Source organism: Chromobacterium sp. LK11, assembly GCF_001043705.1.
Lineage (GTDB): Bacteria > Pseudomonadota > Gammaproteobacteria > Burkholderiales > Chromobacteriaceae > Chromobacterium > Chromobacterium alkanivorans.
This window is the reverse complement of record NZ_LDUR01000001.1, coordinates 73378-89432: the sequence shown is the minus strand read 5'-3', so window position 1 is coordinate 89432 and position 16055 is coordinate 73378. Positions and strand designations below refer to the sequence as shown.

General features: G+C 64.9%; 14 protein-coding genes and 1 pseudogene. 9 read left to right on the top strand and 6 right to left on the bottom strand.

What is annotated here, in order from left to right; translation table 11 throughout:
* The first annotated feature begins 7 nt into the window (after positions 1-7).
* Complete coding sequence (locus VK98_RS00360) at positions 8-1654, top strand: acyl-CoA dehydrogenase family protein (RefSeq protein ID WP_048412132.1); 1647 nt, start codon at positions 8-10, stop codon at positions 1652-1654.
* A gap of 11 nt (positions 1655-1665) precedes the next feature.
* Here the strand turns inward: VK98_RS00360 and prpF are convergent, their stop codons facing one another.
* The 6 genes and pseudogenes from prpF to prpB form a co-directional block, all read right to left on the bottom strand.
* Positions 1666-2856, bottom strand: a complete 1191-nt coding sequence (prpF, locus tag VK98_RS00355; protein ID WP_048412131.1) for a 2-methylaconitate cis-trans isomerase PrpF — start codon at positions 2854-2856, stop codon at positions 1666-1668.
* A gap of 30 nt (positions 2857-2886) precedes the next feature.
* Positions 2887-3225, bottom strand: a pseudogene (locus VK98_RS00350) (endonuclease domain-containing protein).
* Positions 3226-3413: 188 nt separating this feature from the next.
* On the bottom strand, positions 3414-6020 hold the full coding sequence (gene acnD, locus VK98_RS00345) for a Fe/S-dependent 2-methylisocitrate dehydratase AcnD (RefSeq protein ID WP_048412216.1): 2607 nt from the start codon (positions 6018-6020) through the stop codon (positions 3414-3416).
* A 55-nt stretch (positions 6021-6075) separates the two neighbouring features.
* Positions 6076-7224 (bottom strand): 2-methylcitrate synthase, encoded by a 1149-nt coding sequence (gene prpC, locus VK98_RS00340; RefSeq protein WP_048412130.1) that lies wholly within the window; start codon positions 7222-7224, stop codon positions 6076-6078.
* A gap of 32 nt (positions 7225-7256) precedes the next feature.
* The gene (locus VK98_RS00335; RefSeq protein ID WP_048412129.1) at positions 7257-7586 is read right to left on the bottom strand and encodes a cupin domain-containing protein; all 330 of its coding nucleotides are present in this window, start codon (positions 7584-7586) and stop codon (positions 7257-7259) included.
* Positions 7576-8460, bottom strand: a complete 885-nt coding sequence (gene prpB, locus VK98_RS00330; RefSeq protein ID WP_048412128.1) for a methylisocitrate lyase — start codon at positions 8458-8460, stop codon at positions 7576-7578. The genes VK98_RS00335 and prpB overlap by 11 nt, the downstream gene beginning before the upstream one ends.
* 324 nt (positions 8461-8784) lie before the next feature.
* On the opposite strand from prpB, the gene rpoE reads away from it, so the two are divergent.
* From rpoE to VK98_RS00290, 8 genes are all read left to right on the top strand, one after another.
* The gene (rpoE, locus tag VK98_RS00325; RefSeq protein WP_043641588.1) at positions 8785-9384 is read left to right on the top strand and encodes an RNA polymerase sigma factor RpoE; all 600 of its coding nucleotides are present in this window, start codon (positions 8785-8787) and stop codon (positions 9382-9384) included.
* A 2-nt stretch (positions 9385-9386) separates the two neighbouring features.
* Complete coding sequence (locus VK98_RS00320) at positions 9387-9875, top strand: sigma-E factor negative regulatory protein (RefSeq protein ID WP_048412127.1); 489 nt, start codon at positions 9387-9389, stop codon at positions 9873-9875.
* Positions 9876-10835, top strand: a complete 960-nt coding sequence (locus VK98_RS00315) for a MucB/RseB C-terminal domain-containing protein (protein ID WP_048412126.1) — start codon at positions 9876-9878, stop codon at positions 10833-10835.
* Positions 10836-11066: 231 nt separating this feature from the next.
* Entirely contained in the window at positions 11067-12485 is a 1419-nt protein-coding gene (locus tag VK98_RS00310; RefSeq protein ID WP_048412125.1) for a DegQ family serine endoprotease, read from the top strand.
* Entirely contained in the window at positions 12482-12721 is a 240-nt protein-coding gene (locus VK98_RS00305) for a glutaredoxin family protein (RefSeq protein WP_043641595.1), read from the top strand. The genes VK98_RS00310 and VK98_RS00305 overlap by 4 nt, the downstream gene beginning before the upstream one ends.
* A gap of 173 nt (positions 12722-12894) precedes the next feature.
* Positions 12895-14688 carry a translation elongation factor 4 gene (gene lepA / locus VK98_RS00300; protein WP_048412215.1) on the top strand — a complete coding sequence of 598 codons (1794 nt, stop codon included), beginning with the start codon at positions 12895-12897 and terminating at the stop codon, positions 14686-14688.
* On the top strand, positions 14689-15657 hold the full coding sequence (lepB, locus tag VK98_RS00295) for a signal peptidase I (RefSeq protein ID WP_048412124.1): 969 nt from the start codon (positions 14689-14691) through the stop codon (positions 15655-15657).
* 31 nt (positions 15658-15688) lie between these two features.
* Positions 15689-16051, top strand: a complete 363-nt coding sequence (locus VK98_RS00290) for a DUF4845 domain-containing protein (protein ID WP_048412123.1) — start codon at positions 15689-15691, stop codon at positions 16049-16051.
* Positions 16052-16055 lie beyond the last annotated feature (4 nt).

The following is a 16055-nucleotide window of genomic DNA, read 5'->3' as shown; positions in this document are numbered from 1 at the left end:
CGGAACGATGATCTGGCAAACCCATGAAGTGAGCAACCAGTACGAAGAACTGGCGGATTACTCGCTGTACGACAGCGATCCGGCCTTGAACGAAGTCCTGCTGCGCGCCGACGCCGGCTGGGCCGAGGCCGGGTTGCGCGCCTACGGCGAGCGCCTGGGGCGGGCGGACAGTTTCGAACTGGCCGAGCAAGCCAACCGCCACGCGCCGGAGCTGAGGGCCTTTGACCGTCGCGGCCGCCGTATCGATCAGGTGGATTCCCACCCGAGCTGGCACCAGCTGTTGGCGCTGTACCGCGAGCAAGGCCTGGTGAGCATGCCCTTCGACAGCGAACGGACGGGGCGCTGGAGCGCGACGATGGCCGGCCTCTATCTGCACGGCCAGTTGGAAGCCGGCAGCCTGTGCCCGGCGACGATGACCCAGGCCGCCATCCCCTTGCTGCGGCGCGAGCCGGCGCTGTGGGCGCTGCTGGGCGACAAGCTGTTCAGCCGCGTTCACGACAGCCGCGACCTGCCGCTGGAGCGCAAGGCGTCGGCCTGGATAGGCATGGGCATGACCGAGAAGCAGGGCGGCTCCGACCTGCGCGCCAACACTACGCGGGCGACGCCCTTGGGCGCCGGCGGCCGCGGCGGCGAATATCTGCTGCGCGGCCACAAATGGTTCTGGTCGGCGCCGATGTGCGACGCCCACCTGGTGTTGGCCAAAACCGCCGACGGCGCGTCTTGCTGCTTCTACGTACCGCGCTGGCGGCCGGACGGCGAGCGCAACGCGGTGCGGATCCAGCGCCTGAAGGACAAGGTGGGCAACCGCAGCAACGCCGGCTGCGAGGTGGAGTTCCAGGACGCCTGGGGCGTGCTGATCGGCGAGGAGGGGCGCGGCATTCCCACCATCATCGAAATGGCCGGCTACACCCGGCTCAACTGCGTGATCGGCAGCGCCGCGCTGCTGCGCCAGGGCACGGTGCAAGCCTTGGCCTACGCGCGGCGGCGCACGGCTTTCGGCAAGCGGCTGGCCGAGCAGCCCATCATGCGCGCGGTGCTGGCGGACCTGGCGCTGGAGAGCGAGGCGGCGTTGCAGTTGGCGGCGCGGCTGTCCGAAGCCTTCGAGCGCGACGACGCGCCGGCGCTGCGCGGCTGGAAGCGCATCGTCACGCCGGCCGCCAAGTTCTGGGTGTGCAAGCGCGCGGTGGCGCAGAGCGGCGAGGCGATGGAGGTGTTCGGCGGCAACGGCTACGTCGACGGGCCGATGGCGCGTCTGTATCGCGAAGCGCCGCTGAATTCCATCTGGGAGGGCGCCGGCAATGTGATGTGTCTGGACGTGCTGCGCGCGCTGCAGCGAGAGCCCGCCGCCTGGGAGGCTTTGCTGGCCGAGCTGGAGGACTGGGCCGGCGACGAGGCGGCGACGCGGTGCGCGTTGGCTCAGTTGCGGGCGTTGGCCGCCGAGCCGGAACCCTTGGAGTGGCAGGGGCGCCGGTTCGCGCAATTGCTGGTTTTGACGGCGCAGGCCTGCCTATTGCTGCGCCACGCGCCGGCGGCGCTGGCCCGGGGTTTCGTCGACACACGGCTGGACGATGGACAATGGGGGCGCGTGGCCGGCGCGCTGGACGCGCGGCGGCTGGATGTTGAGGCCATTCTGCTGCGCGCCTTGCCCGCCTGAGCCGGGAGGCGTCAGAACGCGTCGCCCGGCACCCGAACCCAGCCTTCCATCAGCACCCGCGCGCTGCGGCTCATCACCGCCTTGGTCACCGTCCATTCGCCGTCTTGCTGGCGCGCCTCGGCGCCGACGCGCAAGGTGCCGGACGGGTGGCCGAAACGCACCACCCGGCGCTTGCCGCCGCCGGCGGCCAGGTTGACCAGGGTGCCGGGAATGGCCGCGGCGGTGCCGATGGCCACCGCCGCGGTGCCCATCATCGCGTGGTGCAGCTTGCCCATGGACATCGCTCGCGCCAGCAGATCGATGTCGGCGGTGCGCACCGTCTTGCCGCTGGAGGCGGCGTAGTCGGCCGGCGGCGCGACGAAGGCGATCTTGGGCGTGTGCTGGCGGCTGGCGATGTCGCCCAGCGTCTTGATCAGGCCCATTTTCAGCGCGCCGTGCGCGCGGATGGCTTCGAAGCGCGCCAGCGCCGCCGGGTCTGAGTTGATCGCGTCCTGCAGCTCGGCGCCGCTATAGCCGATGTCGGCGGCGTTGACGAAGATGGTGGGAATGCCGGCGTTGATCAAGGTGGCCGGGAGCATGCCGACGCCGGGCACGTCCAGCGTGTCCACCAGTTGGCCGGTGGGGAACATCGCGCCGCCGTCGCCGTCGCCTTCGTCGGCCGGGTCCAGGAATTCCAGCGGCACTTCGGCGGCGGGGAAGGTGACGCCGTCCAGTTCGAAATCGCCGGTTTCCTGTACCTGACCGTTGACGATGGGCACATGGGCGACGATGGTCTTGCCGATATTGGCCTGCCAGATGCGCACGCTGCAGACGCCGTCGGCGGGCAGTCGCGCCGGATCGATCAGGCCGCCGGCGATGGCGAAGGGCCCCACCGCCGCGGACAGATTGCCGCAATTGCCGCTCCAGTCGACGAAGGCCTGGTCTATCGCCACCTGGCCGAACAGATAATCGACGTCGTGACCCGGCCGCTCGGACTTGGATACGATCACGGTCTTGCTGGTGCTGGAGGTGGCGCCGCCCATGCCGTCTATCTGTTTGCCGTAGGGGTCAGGGCTGCCGATCACGCGCAGCAGCAGCGCGTCGCGCGCCGCGCCCGGCCGGCGCGCGGCCTCCGGCAGGTCCTGCAGCCGGAAGAACACGCCTTTGCTGGTGCCGCCGCGCATATAGGTGGCGGGGATGCGGATCTGGGCTGGGTGGTTCATATGCTTGTTTTCCTGTGTTTGCCGCTGTGTTCATTTAGCCCGGGCGTTCAGCGCCTGCCATATCGTTTCAAGAACGGTGTCCCGGTGTTGCAAAATATCGTGGTTCCAGAAGCGCATGATGCTGAAGCCCTACGCTTGCAGCCAAGCGTCGCGCGCGGCGTCGCTGCGGCTTTCATGATGTTGGCCGCCGTCCGCCTCTATGATCAGCCGCGCGCCGAAGTGGACGAAATCGACGATGTAGGGGCCGATTATTTGTTGGCGGCGGAATTTCTCGCCGTTCAGCCGGTGAGCGCGGAGTTGCTTCCAGAGCAGCTGTTCGGCATCGGTCATGTTGCGGCGCAAGGATTTGGCGAAATCGAGCTGGCGCATCCCCCTCTCCCCAACCCCTCTCCCGCGGGGGGGAGAGGGGCTTGCTGAGTCGTTGACGCTTGGCCTGCCTACCTTGAGTTTCCTTATTGGCAAACTCAAGTAGTGAGATTGCCAGCCAATGTCAGGAATAAAACAAAATTTAACAGTCACCCCTCTCCCCTTGCGGGAGAGGGGCCGGGGGAGAGGGGTCAGCCTCTCGCCCCCTCCAAAAAGTCCTGCGCGAAGCGCTGCAACACGCCGCCGGCCTCGTAGATCGACACTTCTTCCGCGGTGTCCAGCCTACAGGTCACCGGTACTTGTGCGGTGTCGCCGTTCTTGCGGTGGATCAGCAACGTCAGCTCGGCGCGCGGTTGGCGCAGGCCTGTCACGTCGTAGGTTTCGCTGCCGTCCAGCGCCAGCGTTTTGCGGTTGACGCCGGGCTGGAACTCCAGCGGCAGCACCCCCATGCCGATCAGATTGGTGCGGTGGATGCGCTCGAAGCCTTCGGCGACGATGGCCTCGACGCCGGCCAGGCGCACGCCCTTGGCCGCCCAGTCGCGGGAGCTGCCCTGGCCGTAGTCGGCGCCGGCGACGATGATCAGCGGCTGCTTGCGCCGCATATAGGTTTCGATCGCCTCCCACATCCGCATCGTCTCGCCTTCCGGCTCCACGCGCGCCAGCGAGCCCTGGCGTACCGAGCCGTCTTCGTTCAACACCATTTCATTGAACAGCTTGGGGTTGGCGAAGGTGGCGCGCTGCGCGGTCAGGTGGTCGCCGCGGTGGGTGGCGTAGGAGTTGAAGTCCTCCTCCGGCAGGCCCATTTTCGCCAGGTATTCGCCGGCCGCCGAGTCCAGCAGAATGGCGTTGGAAGGCGACAGGTGGTCGGTGGTGATATTGTCCGGCAGCAGGGCCAGCGGACGCATGCCGCGCAGCGTGCGTTCGCCGGCCAGCGCGCCCTCCCAGTACGGCGGGCGGCGGATATAGGTGGACTGCGGCCGCCAGGCGTACAGCGGGCTGGCCTTGGCGGCGGTGTCGCGCCGGATGGCGAACATCGGCTCGTAGACCTGGCGGAAATGTTCGGGCTTGACCGCCTGGCGCAGCACCGCGTCTATCTCCGCGTCGTCCGGCCAGATGTCCTTGAGCCGGATCTCCTTGCCGTCGGCGACGCCGAGCACGTCTTTCTCGATATCGAAGCGCATGGTGCCGGCGATGGCGTAGGCGATCACCAGCGGCGGCGAGGCCAGGAAGGCCTGCTTGGCGTAGGGGTGGATGCGGCCGTCGAAGTTGCGGTTGCCGGACAGCACCGCCGTTGCGTACAGGTCGCGTTCGACGATCTCCTGCTGAATGCTGGGTTCCAGCGCGCCGGACATGCCGTTGCAGGTGGTGCAGGCGAAGGCGACGATGCCGAAGCCCAGTTGCTCCAGCTCGGACAGCAGGCCGGCTTCCTTCAGATACAGCTCCACCGCCTTGGAGCCCGGCGCCAGCGAGGACTTCACCCACGGCTTGCGGGCGAGGCCCAGCCGGTTGGCGTTGCGCGCCAGCAGGCCGGCGGCGATCACGTTGCGAGGGTTGGAGGTGTTGGTGCAGCTGGTGATGGCGGCGATGATCACCGCGCCGTCCGGCATCAGGCCCTGGGCCTCCTCGGCGCGCGCCTGCGCCAGATTGACGGCGATGCCGCGTTCGGCCAGCGCCGACACCGGCAGCCGCTTGTGCGGATTGGATGGGCCAGCCAGGTTGCGGCCCACGCTGGACAGGTCGAAGCGCAGCACTCTCTCGTACACGACGTTTTGCAGCGTGTCGGCCCACAGGCCGGCGGTCCTGGCGTAGGTCTCCACCAGCCGGACCTGCTCGTCGCTGCGGCCGGTCAGCTTCAGGTAGGCGATGGTCTGTTCGTCGATGAAGAACAGCGCCGCGGTGGCGCCGTACTCCGGCGCCATATTGGAGATGGTGGCGCGGTCGCCCAGGGTCAGCGCCGCCGCGCCCGGGCCGTAGAACTCCAGATAAGCGCCCACCACTTTCTGCTGGCGCAGGAATTCGGTCAGCGCCAGCACCACGTCGGTGGCGGTGATGCCTGGGCCGGGTTTGCCGGACAGTTCCACGCCGACGATGTCCGGCAGCCGCATCCAGGAGGCGCGGCCCAGCATCACGTTTTCCGCTTCCAGGCCGCCGACGCCGACGGCGATCACGCCCAGCGCGTCCACGTGCGGGGTGTGGCTGTCGGTGCCGACACAGGTGTCCGGGTAGGCCACGCCGTTGTCGGCGTGGATCACCGGCGACATTTTCTCCAGATTGATCTGGTGCATGATGCCGTTGCCGGCGGGGATCACGTCGACATTGTCGAAGGCGCTCTTGGTCCACTCAATGAAATGGAAGCGGTCTTCGTTACGCCGGTCTTCGATCGCGCGGTTCTTTTCGAAAGCCTGCGGGTCGAAGCCGCCGCATTCCACCGCCAGCGAATGGTCGACGATCAACTGCACCGGCACCACCGGATTGACCTGGGCGGGGTCGCCGCCCTGATCGGCGATGGCGTCGCGCAGGCCGGCCAGGTCCACCAGGGCGGTCTGACCCAGGATGTCGTGACAGACCACGCGCGCCGGAAACCAGGGGAAATCGCGCTCGCGCTGGCGATGGGCGATCTGCTCCAGGCAGTCGCCCAGCAGCGCCGGTTCGCAGCGGCGCACCAGGTTTTCGGCGTGGACGCGGCCGGTGTAGGGCAGTTGCTCCCAGGCGCCGGGGCGGATGGCGTCGACGGCGGCGCGGGCGTCGAAATAGTCGAGCCCGGTGCTGGGCAAGGGAATGCGGTAAGCGGAATTCATCATGTCTTGGCCAATTTGAAAATCAGGGGCGGGGGCGCGGCGGCCCCCGGTCCGGTCAGCGCTGTTCCAGCGGCACGAAGACCTGGTCTTCCGGGCCGACGTAATTGGCGCTGGGGCGGATGATCTTGCCGTCCTGGCGCTGCTCGATCACGTGCGCGCTCCAGCCGCTGGTGCGGGCGATGACGAACAGCGGGGTGAACATGGCGGTGGGCACGCCCATCATGTGGTAACTGACCGCGGAAAACCAGTCCAGATTGGGGAACATCTTCTTGATGTCCCACATCACGGTTTCCAGCCGTTCGGCGATGTCGAACATCTTGCTGTTGCCGGCGGACTTGGACAGTTCGCGCGCCACGTCCTTGATCACCTTGTTGCGAGGATCGGAGATGGTGTAGACCGGGTGGCCGAAGCCGATGACGACCTCTTTGCGCTCCACGCGCTCGCGGATGTCGGCCTCGGCTTCGGCTGGGCTTTCATAGCGTTGCTGAATGTCGAAAGCCACTTCATTGGCGCCGCCGTGCTTGGGGCCGCGCAAGGCGCCGATGGCGCCGGCGATGGCGCTGTGCATGTCCGAGCCGGTGCCGGCGATGACGCGGGCGGCGAAGGTGGAGGCGTTGAATTCATGTTCGGCGTATAGATTGAGCGAGGTGTGCATCGCGCGCACCCATTCCTGAGACGGTTTTTCGCCGTGCAGCAGGTGCAGGAAGTGGCCGCCTATGCTGTCGTCGTCGGTTTCCACCTCGATACGTTTGCCGTTGTGGCTGAAATGATGCCAGTACAGCAGCATCGAGCCCAGGCTGGCCATCAGCCGGTCGGCGATGTCGCGCGCGCCGGCCTGGTTGTGATCGTCCTTCTCCGGCAGCGCGCAGCCCAGCGCGGAGACGCCGCTGCGCATCACGTCCATGGGATGAGCGCTGGCCGGCAGCGCCTCCAGCACCGCCTTCACTGCCGCCGGCAGGCCGCGCAGCGACTTCAGCTTTTTCTTGTAGCCGACCAGCTCGGCCTTGTTCGGCAGCTTGCCGTGAACGAGCAGATAGGCCACTTCCTCGAATTCGCAACGGCCGGCGAGGTCGAGGATGTCGTAGCCGCGGTAGTGCAGATCATTGCCGCTGCGGCCTACTGTGCACAGCGCGGTGTTGCCGGCGGCGACGCCGGACAGGGCTACGGATTTCTTGGGTTTGATGCCAACAACGGTTTCGCTCATGCTTTTCTCCTGATCGCAGACCTGCGGAATAATTATTTTTCGTAGAAAACAGCCAGCCAGACGCTGTCCCGCCCCGGCGCGGTCCAGACCACGCGGTGGCGGCGGCGCGCCGCGATGGCCACGCAATCGCCCGGCGCCAGCCTGAGGCGCTGGGGCGGGTCCTGGCATTCCAGTTCGGCCGCTCCGGACAGCAACAGCACCCATTCTTCTTCGTCCTGCTCATACCAGAACCCGTCCGGCGAAGAGTGGCCGCGCGAGACGATGCGTTCGACGCGGAATCCTTTCGCGCCGCTGAATAAAGTCTGCAGCAACTCTTCCGGCAACTGGGCCGGGATGTCGCCGAACAGATTGTTAGGCTCCATGGCCTTCCTGGCGGAACAGCGCGTCCAGCTTTTGTTCGTAAGCGTGATAATCCAAATGGTTATAAAGCTCTGCGCGCGTTTGCATCGTGTCCAGCACCGCTTGCTGACCGCCGTCGCGGCGAATCGCCCCGTAGACGCCGAGCGCGGCCTGGCTCATCGCGCGGAAAGCGGACAAGGGGTAGAGCACCAGGCCGACGCCGTGTTCGCCCAGCTCGCGGGTGTTGAACAGCGGGGTGGCGCCGAACTCGGTGATATTGGCCAGCACAGGCACTTTGACCGCTTCTGCGAAGCGGCGGTACATCGCCAGCTCGGTCATCGCCTCCGGAAAAATCATGTCTGCGCCGGCTTCGACGCAGGCGACGGCGCGCTCGATGGCGGCGTCCAGCCCCTCGACCGCCAGCGCGTCGGTGCGCGCCATGATCACGAAGCCGTCGTCGCGACGCGCGTCCACCGCCGCCTTGACGCGGTCCACCATCTCCTCTTGGCTGACGATGGCCTTGTTGGGGCGGTGGCCGCAGCGCTTCTGTTGCACCTGGTCCTCTATGTGCACCGCGGCGGCGCCGGCTTTTTCCAAGCTGCGGACAGCGCGGGCGATGTTGAAGGCGCCGCCCCAGCCGGTGTCGATGTCCACCAAGAGCGGCAGCTCGGTTGCGTCGGTGATGCGGCGCACGTCGATCAGCACGTCTTCCAGCGTGGTGATGCCCAGGTCCGGAATGCCGCAGGAGCAGGCGGCTACGCCGCCGCCGGACAGATACAGGGCTTTAAAGCCGGAGTGTTCGGCCAGCCGGGCGGCGTAGGCGTTGACTGCGCCCACCACCTGCAAGGGCTGTTCTTGTGCTACCGCCTGACGGAAGCGTTGGCCGGGAGTGCTCATCGCGTTGGATTCCTTTGTTGCTGAGACGCGGCAAAGCCATGGCCGGGGAGGGCGGCCGCCGGAATCGCGAAGGCGGTTCCGGGAACTATTCGGCTTCGACCGTTATCTCTATGTCATTCAAGCAAGTGCTTGGTAGGAGTGTAAGGGCTGGTTTGCGCGCTGGCAATACGGTTAAAACAAATGTTCAAGTTTTGTTCGAGGTCTGTTATGTTTCGCTGCTGAATCGCGTGGGGGAACTCATCGCAAGCGCGGTGGTCTAGTCACAGTCCACAATAAACGACCACAAACACGACCAGTGGGCAAATCAGGGAGCATAACAACGACATGAGTGATCGGGATCTCGATCAACAGTTGGTGGAGCGTGCCCAGCGAGGTGAAAAAAGAGCTTTCGATCTGCTTGTTGCCAAGTATCAGCGACGTCTCGCCAGGTTGTTGTCGCGGTTCATCCGCGACGGCGCTGACATCGAGGATGTGACGCAAGAGGCGTTTGTCAAAGCGTATCGTGCCTTGCCGTCGTTTCGTGGCGAGAGCGCGTTTTACACATGGCTGTACAGAATCGGCATCAATACTGCCAAGAATTTCCTTAGCGCCTCCGGACGTCGTCCGGTGGTCAACAGCGAGATAGAGGACGAGGACGGCGAGAGCTTCGACATGGCGTCGCAGCTTCCCGACCTGAACACGCCCGAAACCGAGCTGATGAACAAGGAGATTCTGGCAACGGTCAATGCCGCCGTGGAGGCTTTGCCGGAGGAACTAAGAACCGCAATTTCGCTCAGGGAAATGGACGGTCTATCCTACGATGAAATCGCCAAGGTGATGGATTGCCCGATAGGCACCGTGCGCTCAAGGATTTTCCGGGCGCGCGAGGCGATTGCTGCCGAGCTCAGGCCTTTGCTGGATACGGCCAAGAACAGAAGGTGGTAGGTATGAAAGAAACGATATCCGCGATGATGGATGGCGAACTGGACGACTCTGACATAGCCAGAGCCATCGCTTCCATTTCATCTGACAAGCAACTGGATGCCGCCTGGGGCGAGTATCACTTGATTGGCGACGCGATGCGCGCCAACCGCATGGTTGCGCTCAATGTGCGAGAGCAGGTCGCCAGCCGGCTGGCGGACGAGCCCACGGTGCTTGCGCCGCGGCGCTGGCTGCGTCCGGCTCGCGCCCGCACCGCCGGCGCGGTGGCGCTGGCCGCCAGCGTCAGCTTCGCGGCGGTGGTGGGCTGGCAACAGCTTGCGCATCGCGGCGAGCCGGCCTCGCTGGTGGCGGACAAGGGCGTGCCGGTGCAGGTGGCTCAGCCGGCGCAAGCCAGCCAGCCCGAGCGCGACGACCCCTATCTGCTGGCCCATCAGGAAGTGACCTCCGAACAAGGCAATATGAAAGTATCCTACGGAAACGGAGCTCGCCGTTAAATGCGTGTAATTCCTCTGATCAGCTTGATGGTTGTGGCGGCGGCGCCTGCCGCCCATGCAGAGGATGACTGGCAGCTGCTGCGAAACGTGGCGGCTGCCGGACGCCAGCAGGCGCTGAACGGCACCTATCTGCACCAGATGAACGGCACGCTGGAAACCTTCCACATCGTCAGGGAAGGCCAAGGCGACGCCATGCGGGAGAAGCGGACGTCCCTGGACGGGCCTTCCCGCGAAATTGTCCGCAAAGGCAATGAGCTGGCCTGTTTCGCGCCGGACAAAAAAGCCTTGAACGCGGCCAAGATCAGCGCGATGCGCCTGTTTCCGGCCTTGCTGCCGGAGGACATGAGCGAGATCAATCAGTCGTATGCGCTCAAGCACGTCGGCAGCGACCGGGTGGCTCAGCGCGATTGCAATCTGCTGGAGCTGCGGCCCAAGGACCGGCAGCGCTACAGCCTGCGCATGTGCGTGGAGCCGCTGACCTCGCTGCCTTTGAAGATGGTGACCCTGTCGCCCAAGGGCGAGGCGGTGGAGCAGTTCACCTTCACCGACATCGACCTGACTGGCCCCAAGGACAAGCGCGCCTATCGGCCCAAGTTCGCGCAGAAATTCCTGCTGCGCTCGGGCGGCGCGACGATGCCGCCGGCCGGCGCGCAGGTGGACAACGACGTGTCCGGTCTGCCCAACGGCTTTCATTTGCTGCGCTCGGTGCAGCGCAGCCTGCCGGGCCAGGCGGGCAAGTCGGTGCGCCACATGGTGTATTCGGACGGCCTGGTGATGCTGTCGCTGTTCGTCGAGACGCAGCCGGAAGGCGCGCGTCTGGAGCGCAGCAGCAATCTGCACGGCGCCATCAATATGGCCACCGGTCCGCAGGGCAGCTACCAGCTGACCGCGGTGGGCGACATGCCCGAGCCGGCGATGATGGGGCTGTTGAAAGGGTTGAAAGTCAGCCTTAAGCCATGATGGCCATTCCCGCCGACGTTTCCGCAAGCCCGTCCGGAGGTTCGGCCTCCGGCGGCGAGCTTGCGCGAAGCGGGCCGGGCGGGGTTCGAGCCGGCGCCTTGTCGCCGGCTCGTCCGTTTTTCCTGGCGGCGAAGCGGCTGGGCGCCTGGCGCGCGGCCGCTTCGCCGCCGCAATCCCTCAGCCGGCTTCCGCCGGCGCGTCTCAACCACAACATATCAAGATGGAGCGCTCATGCCGGTTAAAAAACTGATTGTTTCCGCCATGCTGGCGGCCTCTATTATGGCGGGCTCGGCGCCCGCTGCAATGGCCGCGGAACTGCCGGACTTCAGCCAGATCGTCTCTAACGAGGGCAAGGCAGTCGTCAACATCAGCACCAAGTCCACGGTGCGCGAGGTCAGCAATGATCTGCCCGAGGGCATGAGCGGCGACCCCTTCTTTGAATTCTTCCGCCGTTTCGCGCCGCCGCGCGCCCAGGAGCGACAGGAATCGTCGCTGGGTTCCGGCTTCATCATTTCCGCCGACGGTTATATATTGACCAACGCCCACGTGGTGGCCCGCGCCGACGAGATCACCGTCAAGCTGACGGACAAGCGCGAGTACAAGGCCAAGGTGATAGGCTCCGACGCCCGCACCGACGTGGCGCTGTTGAAGATAGAGGCCGACAAGCTGCCGGTGGTGCGCCGCGGCGACGCCAATGCCTTGAAAGTGGGCGAAGGGGTGTTGGCCATCGGTTCGCCGTTCGGTTTCGAGAACACCGCCACGTCCGGCATCGTCTCCGGCAAGAACCGCATGCTGCCGGATGAAACCTTCGTGCCCTTCATTCAGACCGACGCCGCGATCAATCCCGGCAACTCCGGCGGACCGCTGTTCAACGCCCGGGGCGAAGTGGTGGGCGTCAACTCCCAGATCTTCAGCCGTTCCGGTGGTTTCATGGGCATTTCCTTCGCCATTCCCATCGACGTGGCGATGGACGTGGTGGCTCAGCTGAAGGCCAAGGGCCATGTCAGCCGCGGCAAGATCGGCGTGGTGATCCAGGAGTTGAGCCAGGATCTGGCCGCCTCCTTCGGCCTGGCCAAGCCGGCCGGCGCGCTGATCAACGCGGTGGAGCCGAACGGCCCGGCGGCCAAGGCCGGCGTCAAGCCCGGCGACATCATCCAGCAGGTGGACGGCAAGCCGGTGGAATCCGGCTCCGATCTGCAGCGGCTGATCGGCAGCATTCCGCCCGGCAAGCCGGTGACCTTGGGCCTGTGGCGCGGCCGCGCGGCCATCTCGGTCAAGGTGGTGCCGGTGGAGCAGCAGGATCAGGACCCGCGCTTGGCGCAGCGCGAATACCGCGGCTCGCAGCAGGAGCGGCCGTCCGAGCAGAGCTTCTCGCAGATCGGCCTGCGGCTGCAGGTATTGAACCCGGCCCAGTTGCAGCGCGCCGGCATCAAGTACGGCCTGCTGGTGCGCGGCGCCAATAATGTGGCGATGCGCGCCGGCATTCAGCCGGGCGACGTGATCGTGGGCATCGGCAGCGAGCCGCTGGCCAATGTCGAGCAGCTGAAGTCCGCCTTGTCCGCGGCCAAGAAGGGCTCGTCGATCGCGCTGCAAGTGCTGCGCCAGGGGATCACCCAGTTCATCCCGCTGCCGGTGGGCGACGGCAAGTGAAGCTGACGCTGTATTTCCGCGAGTACTGCAGCCTGTGCCATCAGATGCTGGCCGAGCTGCAGCCCTGGCGCGAGCGCTACGGCTTCGAGCTGGACGTCGTCGACGTCGACGCCGACCCGGAGCTGGAGCGCCGCTTCAACGAACTGGTGCCGGTTCTGATGGAGGATGAGACCGAAATCTGCCATTGGCGTCTGGATCAAGCCGCATTGGCTGCACATTTGGGCGAAATCGGCTAAAATCCGCGCCAGTGTGAGTTTATGTCGGGGGCACCTGGGTGCCCCCGCTTGCTGGATGGGCTGTCAACAGCCTGAGAGGTCGCAATCCTGATGATGAGCCGCTTTCATCAGGCCCGCGGCTTCCGTCAGCAGTTCCGGGCACGCTAGCGTGCCCTTATCTTTTGCTGGATATCATGAAAAACATTCGAAATTTCTCGATCATTGCCCATATCGACCATGGCAAATCGACCCTGGCCGACCGCTTCATCCAATTCTGTGGCGGCCTGGAAATGCGCGAAATGAGCGCCCAGGTGCTGGACTCGATGGACATCGAGAAAGAGCGCGGCATCACCATCAAGGCGCAGACCGCGGCCCTGAGCTACAAGGCGCGCGACGGCCAGATCTATCACCTGAACCTGATCGATACCCCGGGGCACGTGGACTTCTCCTATGAAGTGTCGCGCTCGCTGTCCGCCTGCGAAGGTGCGCTGCTGGTGGTGGACGCCTCGCAAGGCGTGGAAGCGCAGACCGTGGCCAACTGCTACACCGCCATCGAGCTGGGCGTGGAAGTGGTGCCGGTGCTGAACAAGATCGACCTGCCGGCCGCCGAGCCGGAACGCGTCAGCCAGGAAATCGAAGACATCATCGGCATCGAGGCCGTCGAGGCGGTGCGCGCCTCGGCCAAGTCCGGCATCGGCATCGAGGACATCCTGGAAGAAGTGGTCAACAAGATTCCGCCGCCGAAGGGCGATGCGGAGGGCCCTCTGAAGGCTTTGATCGTCGACTCCTGGTTCGACAACTACGTCGGCGTGGTGATGCTGGTGCGCGTGATCGACGGTTCGCTGAAACCCAAGGACAAGATCAAGTTCATGGCCACCGGCGCCGAGCATCTGTGCGAGCAGGTGGGCGTGTTCACGCCCAAATCCGTCCAGCGTCCGAGCCTGAACGCGGGCGAGGTGGGCTTCGTCATCGCCGGCATCAAGGAATTGAAATCGGCCAAGGTCGGCGACACCATCACCCTGGTGTCCAAGCCCGCCACCGAGGCGCTGCCGGGCTTCAAGGATGTGCAGTCCCAGGTATTCGCCGGCCTGTACCCGGTGGAAAGCCATGATTACGAGTCGCTGCGCGACGCGCTGGAAAAGCTGCAGCTGAACGACGCTTCGCTGAAGTACGAGCCGGAAGTGTCCCAGGCGCTGGGCTTCGGCTTCCGCTGCGGCTTCCTCGGCCTCTTGCATCTGGAGATCGTGCAGGAGCGCCTGGAGCGCGAGTTCGACATGGACCTGATCACCACCGCGCCCACGGTGAACTACGAGGTGGTGATGAAGGACGGCACGGTGGAAGTGGTGTCCAACCCGTCGCGGATGCCGGAAGCCGGCAAGTACGACGAGTTGCGCGAACCCATCATCACCTCCACCATCCTGGTGCCGCAAGACTATGTCGGCGCGGTGATGACGCTGTGCAATCAGAAGCGCGGCGTGCAGCGCAATATGCAGTACATGGGCCGTCAGGTGATGCTGACCTACGATCTGCCGATGAACGAAGTGGTGATGGACTTCTTCGACAAGCTGAAGTCCACCAGCCGCGGCTACGCCTCGCTGGATTACGAGTTCAAGGAATTCCAGAGCGCAGATCTGGTCAAGCTGGATGTGCTGGTCAACGGCGAGAAGGTCGACGCGCTGTCGCTGATCGTGCACCGCGCCTCCAGCATCTACCGCGGCCGCGAACTGGTGTCCAAGATGCGCGAGCTGATTCCGCGTCAGATGTTCGACATCGCGGTGCAGGCGGCCATCGGCGGCCACATCATCGCGCGCGAGACGGTCAAGGCTTTGCGCAAGAACGTGTTGGCCAAGTGCTACGGCGGCGACATCACCCGCAAGAAAAAGCTGCTGGAGAAGCAGAAGGCGGGCAAGAAGCGCATGAAGCAGGTGGGCAATGTGGAAATTCCGCAGGAAGCATTCCTGGCAATTCTTCAAGTAGGGGACAAATAAGTGGGCGGAAATCTGTTCTGGGTGTTTGTCGTGGCGGTGGCGATCGGCGGCATGCTGATCGCTTTTGGCGGCAAGAAGCAGGAGGGCGCCAAGGATTGGCCGCAGGCGGTGCAGTGGGGCTACCTGGCGGTGCTGATCGGCGGCTTCGGCCTGCTGTCCAACTATATGAGCTTCACCGCGGTGATGCTGGTCTTCGTGCTGATCACCGGCGCGGTATGGCTGGCGGACAAGCTGGTGCTGGCCAAGCGCCGCGTCGCCGAGACCCAGGCCGGCCATTTCGTCGATTATTCCCGCGGCTTCTTCCCGGTGATCCTGGTGGTGTTCCTGCTGCGCTCCTTCATAGCCGAGCCGTTCCAGATCCCCAGCAGCTCGATGCGTCCGGGCCTGGTGGTCGGCGACTTCATCCTGGTGAACAAATTCACCTACGGCCTGCGCGTGCCGGTGCTGAACACCGTGTTCGCGCCGGTGGACAAGGTGGAGCGCGGCGACGTGGTGGTGTTCAACTTCCCGCCCAACCCCAAGGTCAACTACATCAAGCGCGCCATCGGCCTGCCGGGCGACGTGGTCGAGTACCGCGACAAGCGCCTGACCGTCAACGGTAAGCCCTTGCCGGACGCCGACGACGGCAGCTACGAATACCTGGAGCAGGGCTTGATGATGGTCAACGCCAAGCGCTACAAGGAAACCATGGGTCAGCGCACTTACTCGGTGCTGAACAACGAAGGTTCGCCCACCGTGGCCTTGAGCCAGGTGCAGGACTTCCCGTTCCGCGACAACTGCCGCTATGATGACAATGGTTTCGTCTGCAAGGTGCCGGCCGGCCATTACTTCATGCTGGGCGACAACCGCGACAACAGCCTGGACGGCCGCTACTGGGGCTTTGTCGACGACAAGCTGGTGGTGGGCAAGGCCTTCATGATCTGGATGAACTTTGGCGACCTGTCGCGCATCGGCAAAACCATTCACTGATAAACGCAAGATCGCAAGCTCGGAGCGCATTATGCATTTCAGCCGTCAGAAGGGCCTGTCGCTGTTTTCCGTGTTGTTGGTGATGATCGTGCTGGGCGCGGTCCTGGTGCTGGGCATGAAGGTGATGCCGGTGTACTCGGAGTACGCCGAGGTGCGCCAGGCGATCACCGCCTTGTCCGTCCAGAGCAATGTCGGCGAGTCTTCCGTTCGCCGGGATTTCGACCAGCGGGCCGGCGTGGCCGGCATCGCCTCGATCAAGGGCGAAAACCTGGTGGTGGTGGCCGGCGGCAACTTCGTGTACATCCGCGCCGCCTACCAGCGCGAGGTGCCCTTGTTTTCCAATATCAGCCTGCTGTTCAAATTCGATACCCAAGCGGGCAAGCCCCCGCAATAAGCCA

Bases quoted from the DNA above. Each gene is read 5' to 3' on its own strand.
- acnD (WP_048412216.1), bottom strand. From the start codon at position 6,020: ATGAATTCCGCTTACCGCATTCCCTTGCCCAGCACCGGGCTCGACTAT.
- VK98_RS00320 (WP_048412127.1), top strand. From the start codon at position 9,387: ATGAAAGAAACGATATCCGCGATGATGGATGGCGAACTGGACGACTCT.
- prpC (WP_048412130.1), bottom strand. From the start codon at position 7,224: ATGAGCGAAACCGTTGTTGGCATCAAACCCAAGAAATCCGTAGCCCTG.
- VK98_RS00360 (WP_048412132.1), top strand. From the start codon at position 8: ATGATCTGGCAAACCCATGAAGTGAGCAACCAGTACGAAGAACTGGCG.
- VK98_RS00315 (WP_048412126.1), top strand. From the start codon at position 9,876: ATGCGTGTAATTCCTCTGATCAGCTTGATGGTTGTGGCGGCGGCGCCT.
- prpF (WP_048412131.1), bottom strand. From the start codon at position 2,856: ATGAACCACCCAGCCCAGATCCGCATCCCCGCCACCTATATGCGCGGC.
- VK98_RS00310 (WP_048412125.1), top strand. From the start codon at position 11,067: ATGCCGGTTAAAAAACTGATTGTTTCCGCCATGCTGGCGGCCTCTATT.
- VK98_RS00335 (WP_048412129.1), bottom strand. From the start codon at position 7,586: ATGGAGCCTAACAATCTGTTCGGCGACATCCCGGCCCAGTTGCCGGAA.
- prpB (WP_048412128.1), bottom strand. From the start codon at position 8,460: ATGAGCACTCCCGGCCAACGCTTCCGTCAGGCGGTAGCACAAGAACAG.
- rpoE (WP_043641588.1), top strand. From the start codon at position 8,785: ATGAGTGATCGGGATCTCGATCAACAGTTGGTGGAGCGTGCCCAGCGA.
- lepA (WP_048412215.1), top strand. From the start codon at position 12,895: ATGAAAAACATTCGAAATTTCTCGATCATTGCCCATATCGACCATGGC.
- VK98_RS00290 (WP_048412123.1), top strand. From the start codon at position 15,689: ATGCATTTCAGCCGTCAGAAGGGCCTGTCGCTGTTTTCCGTGTTGTTG.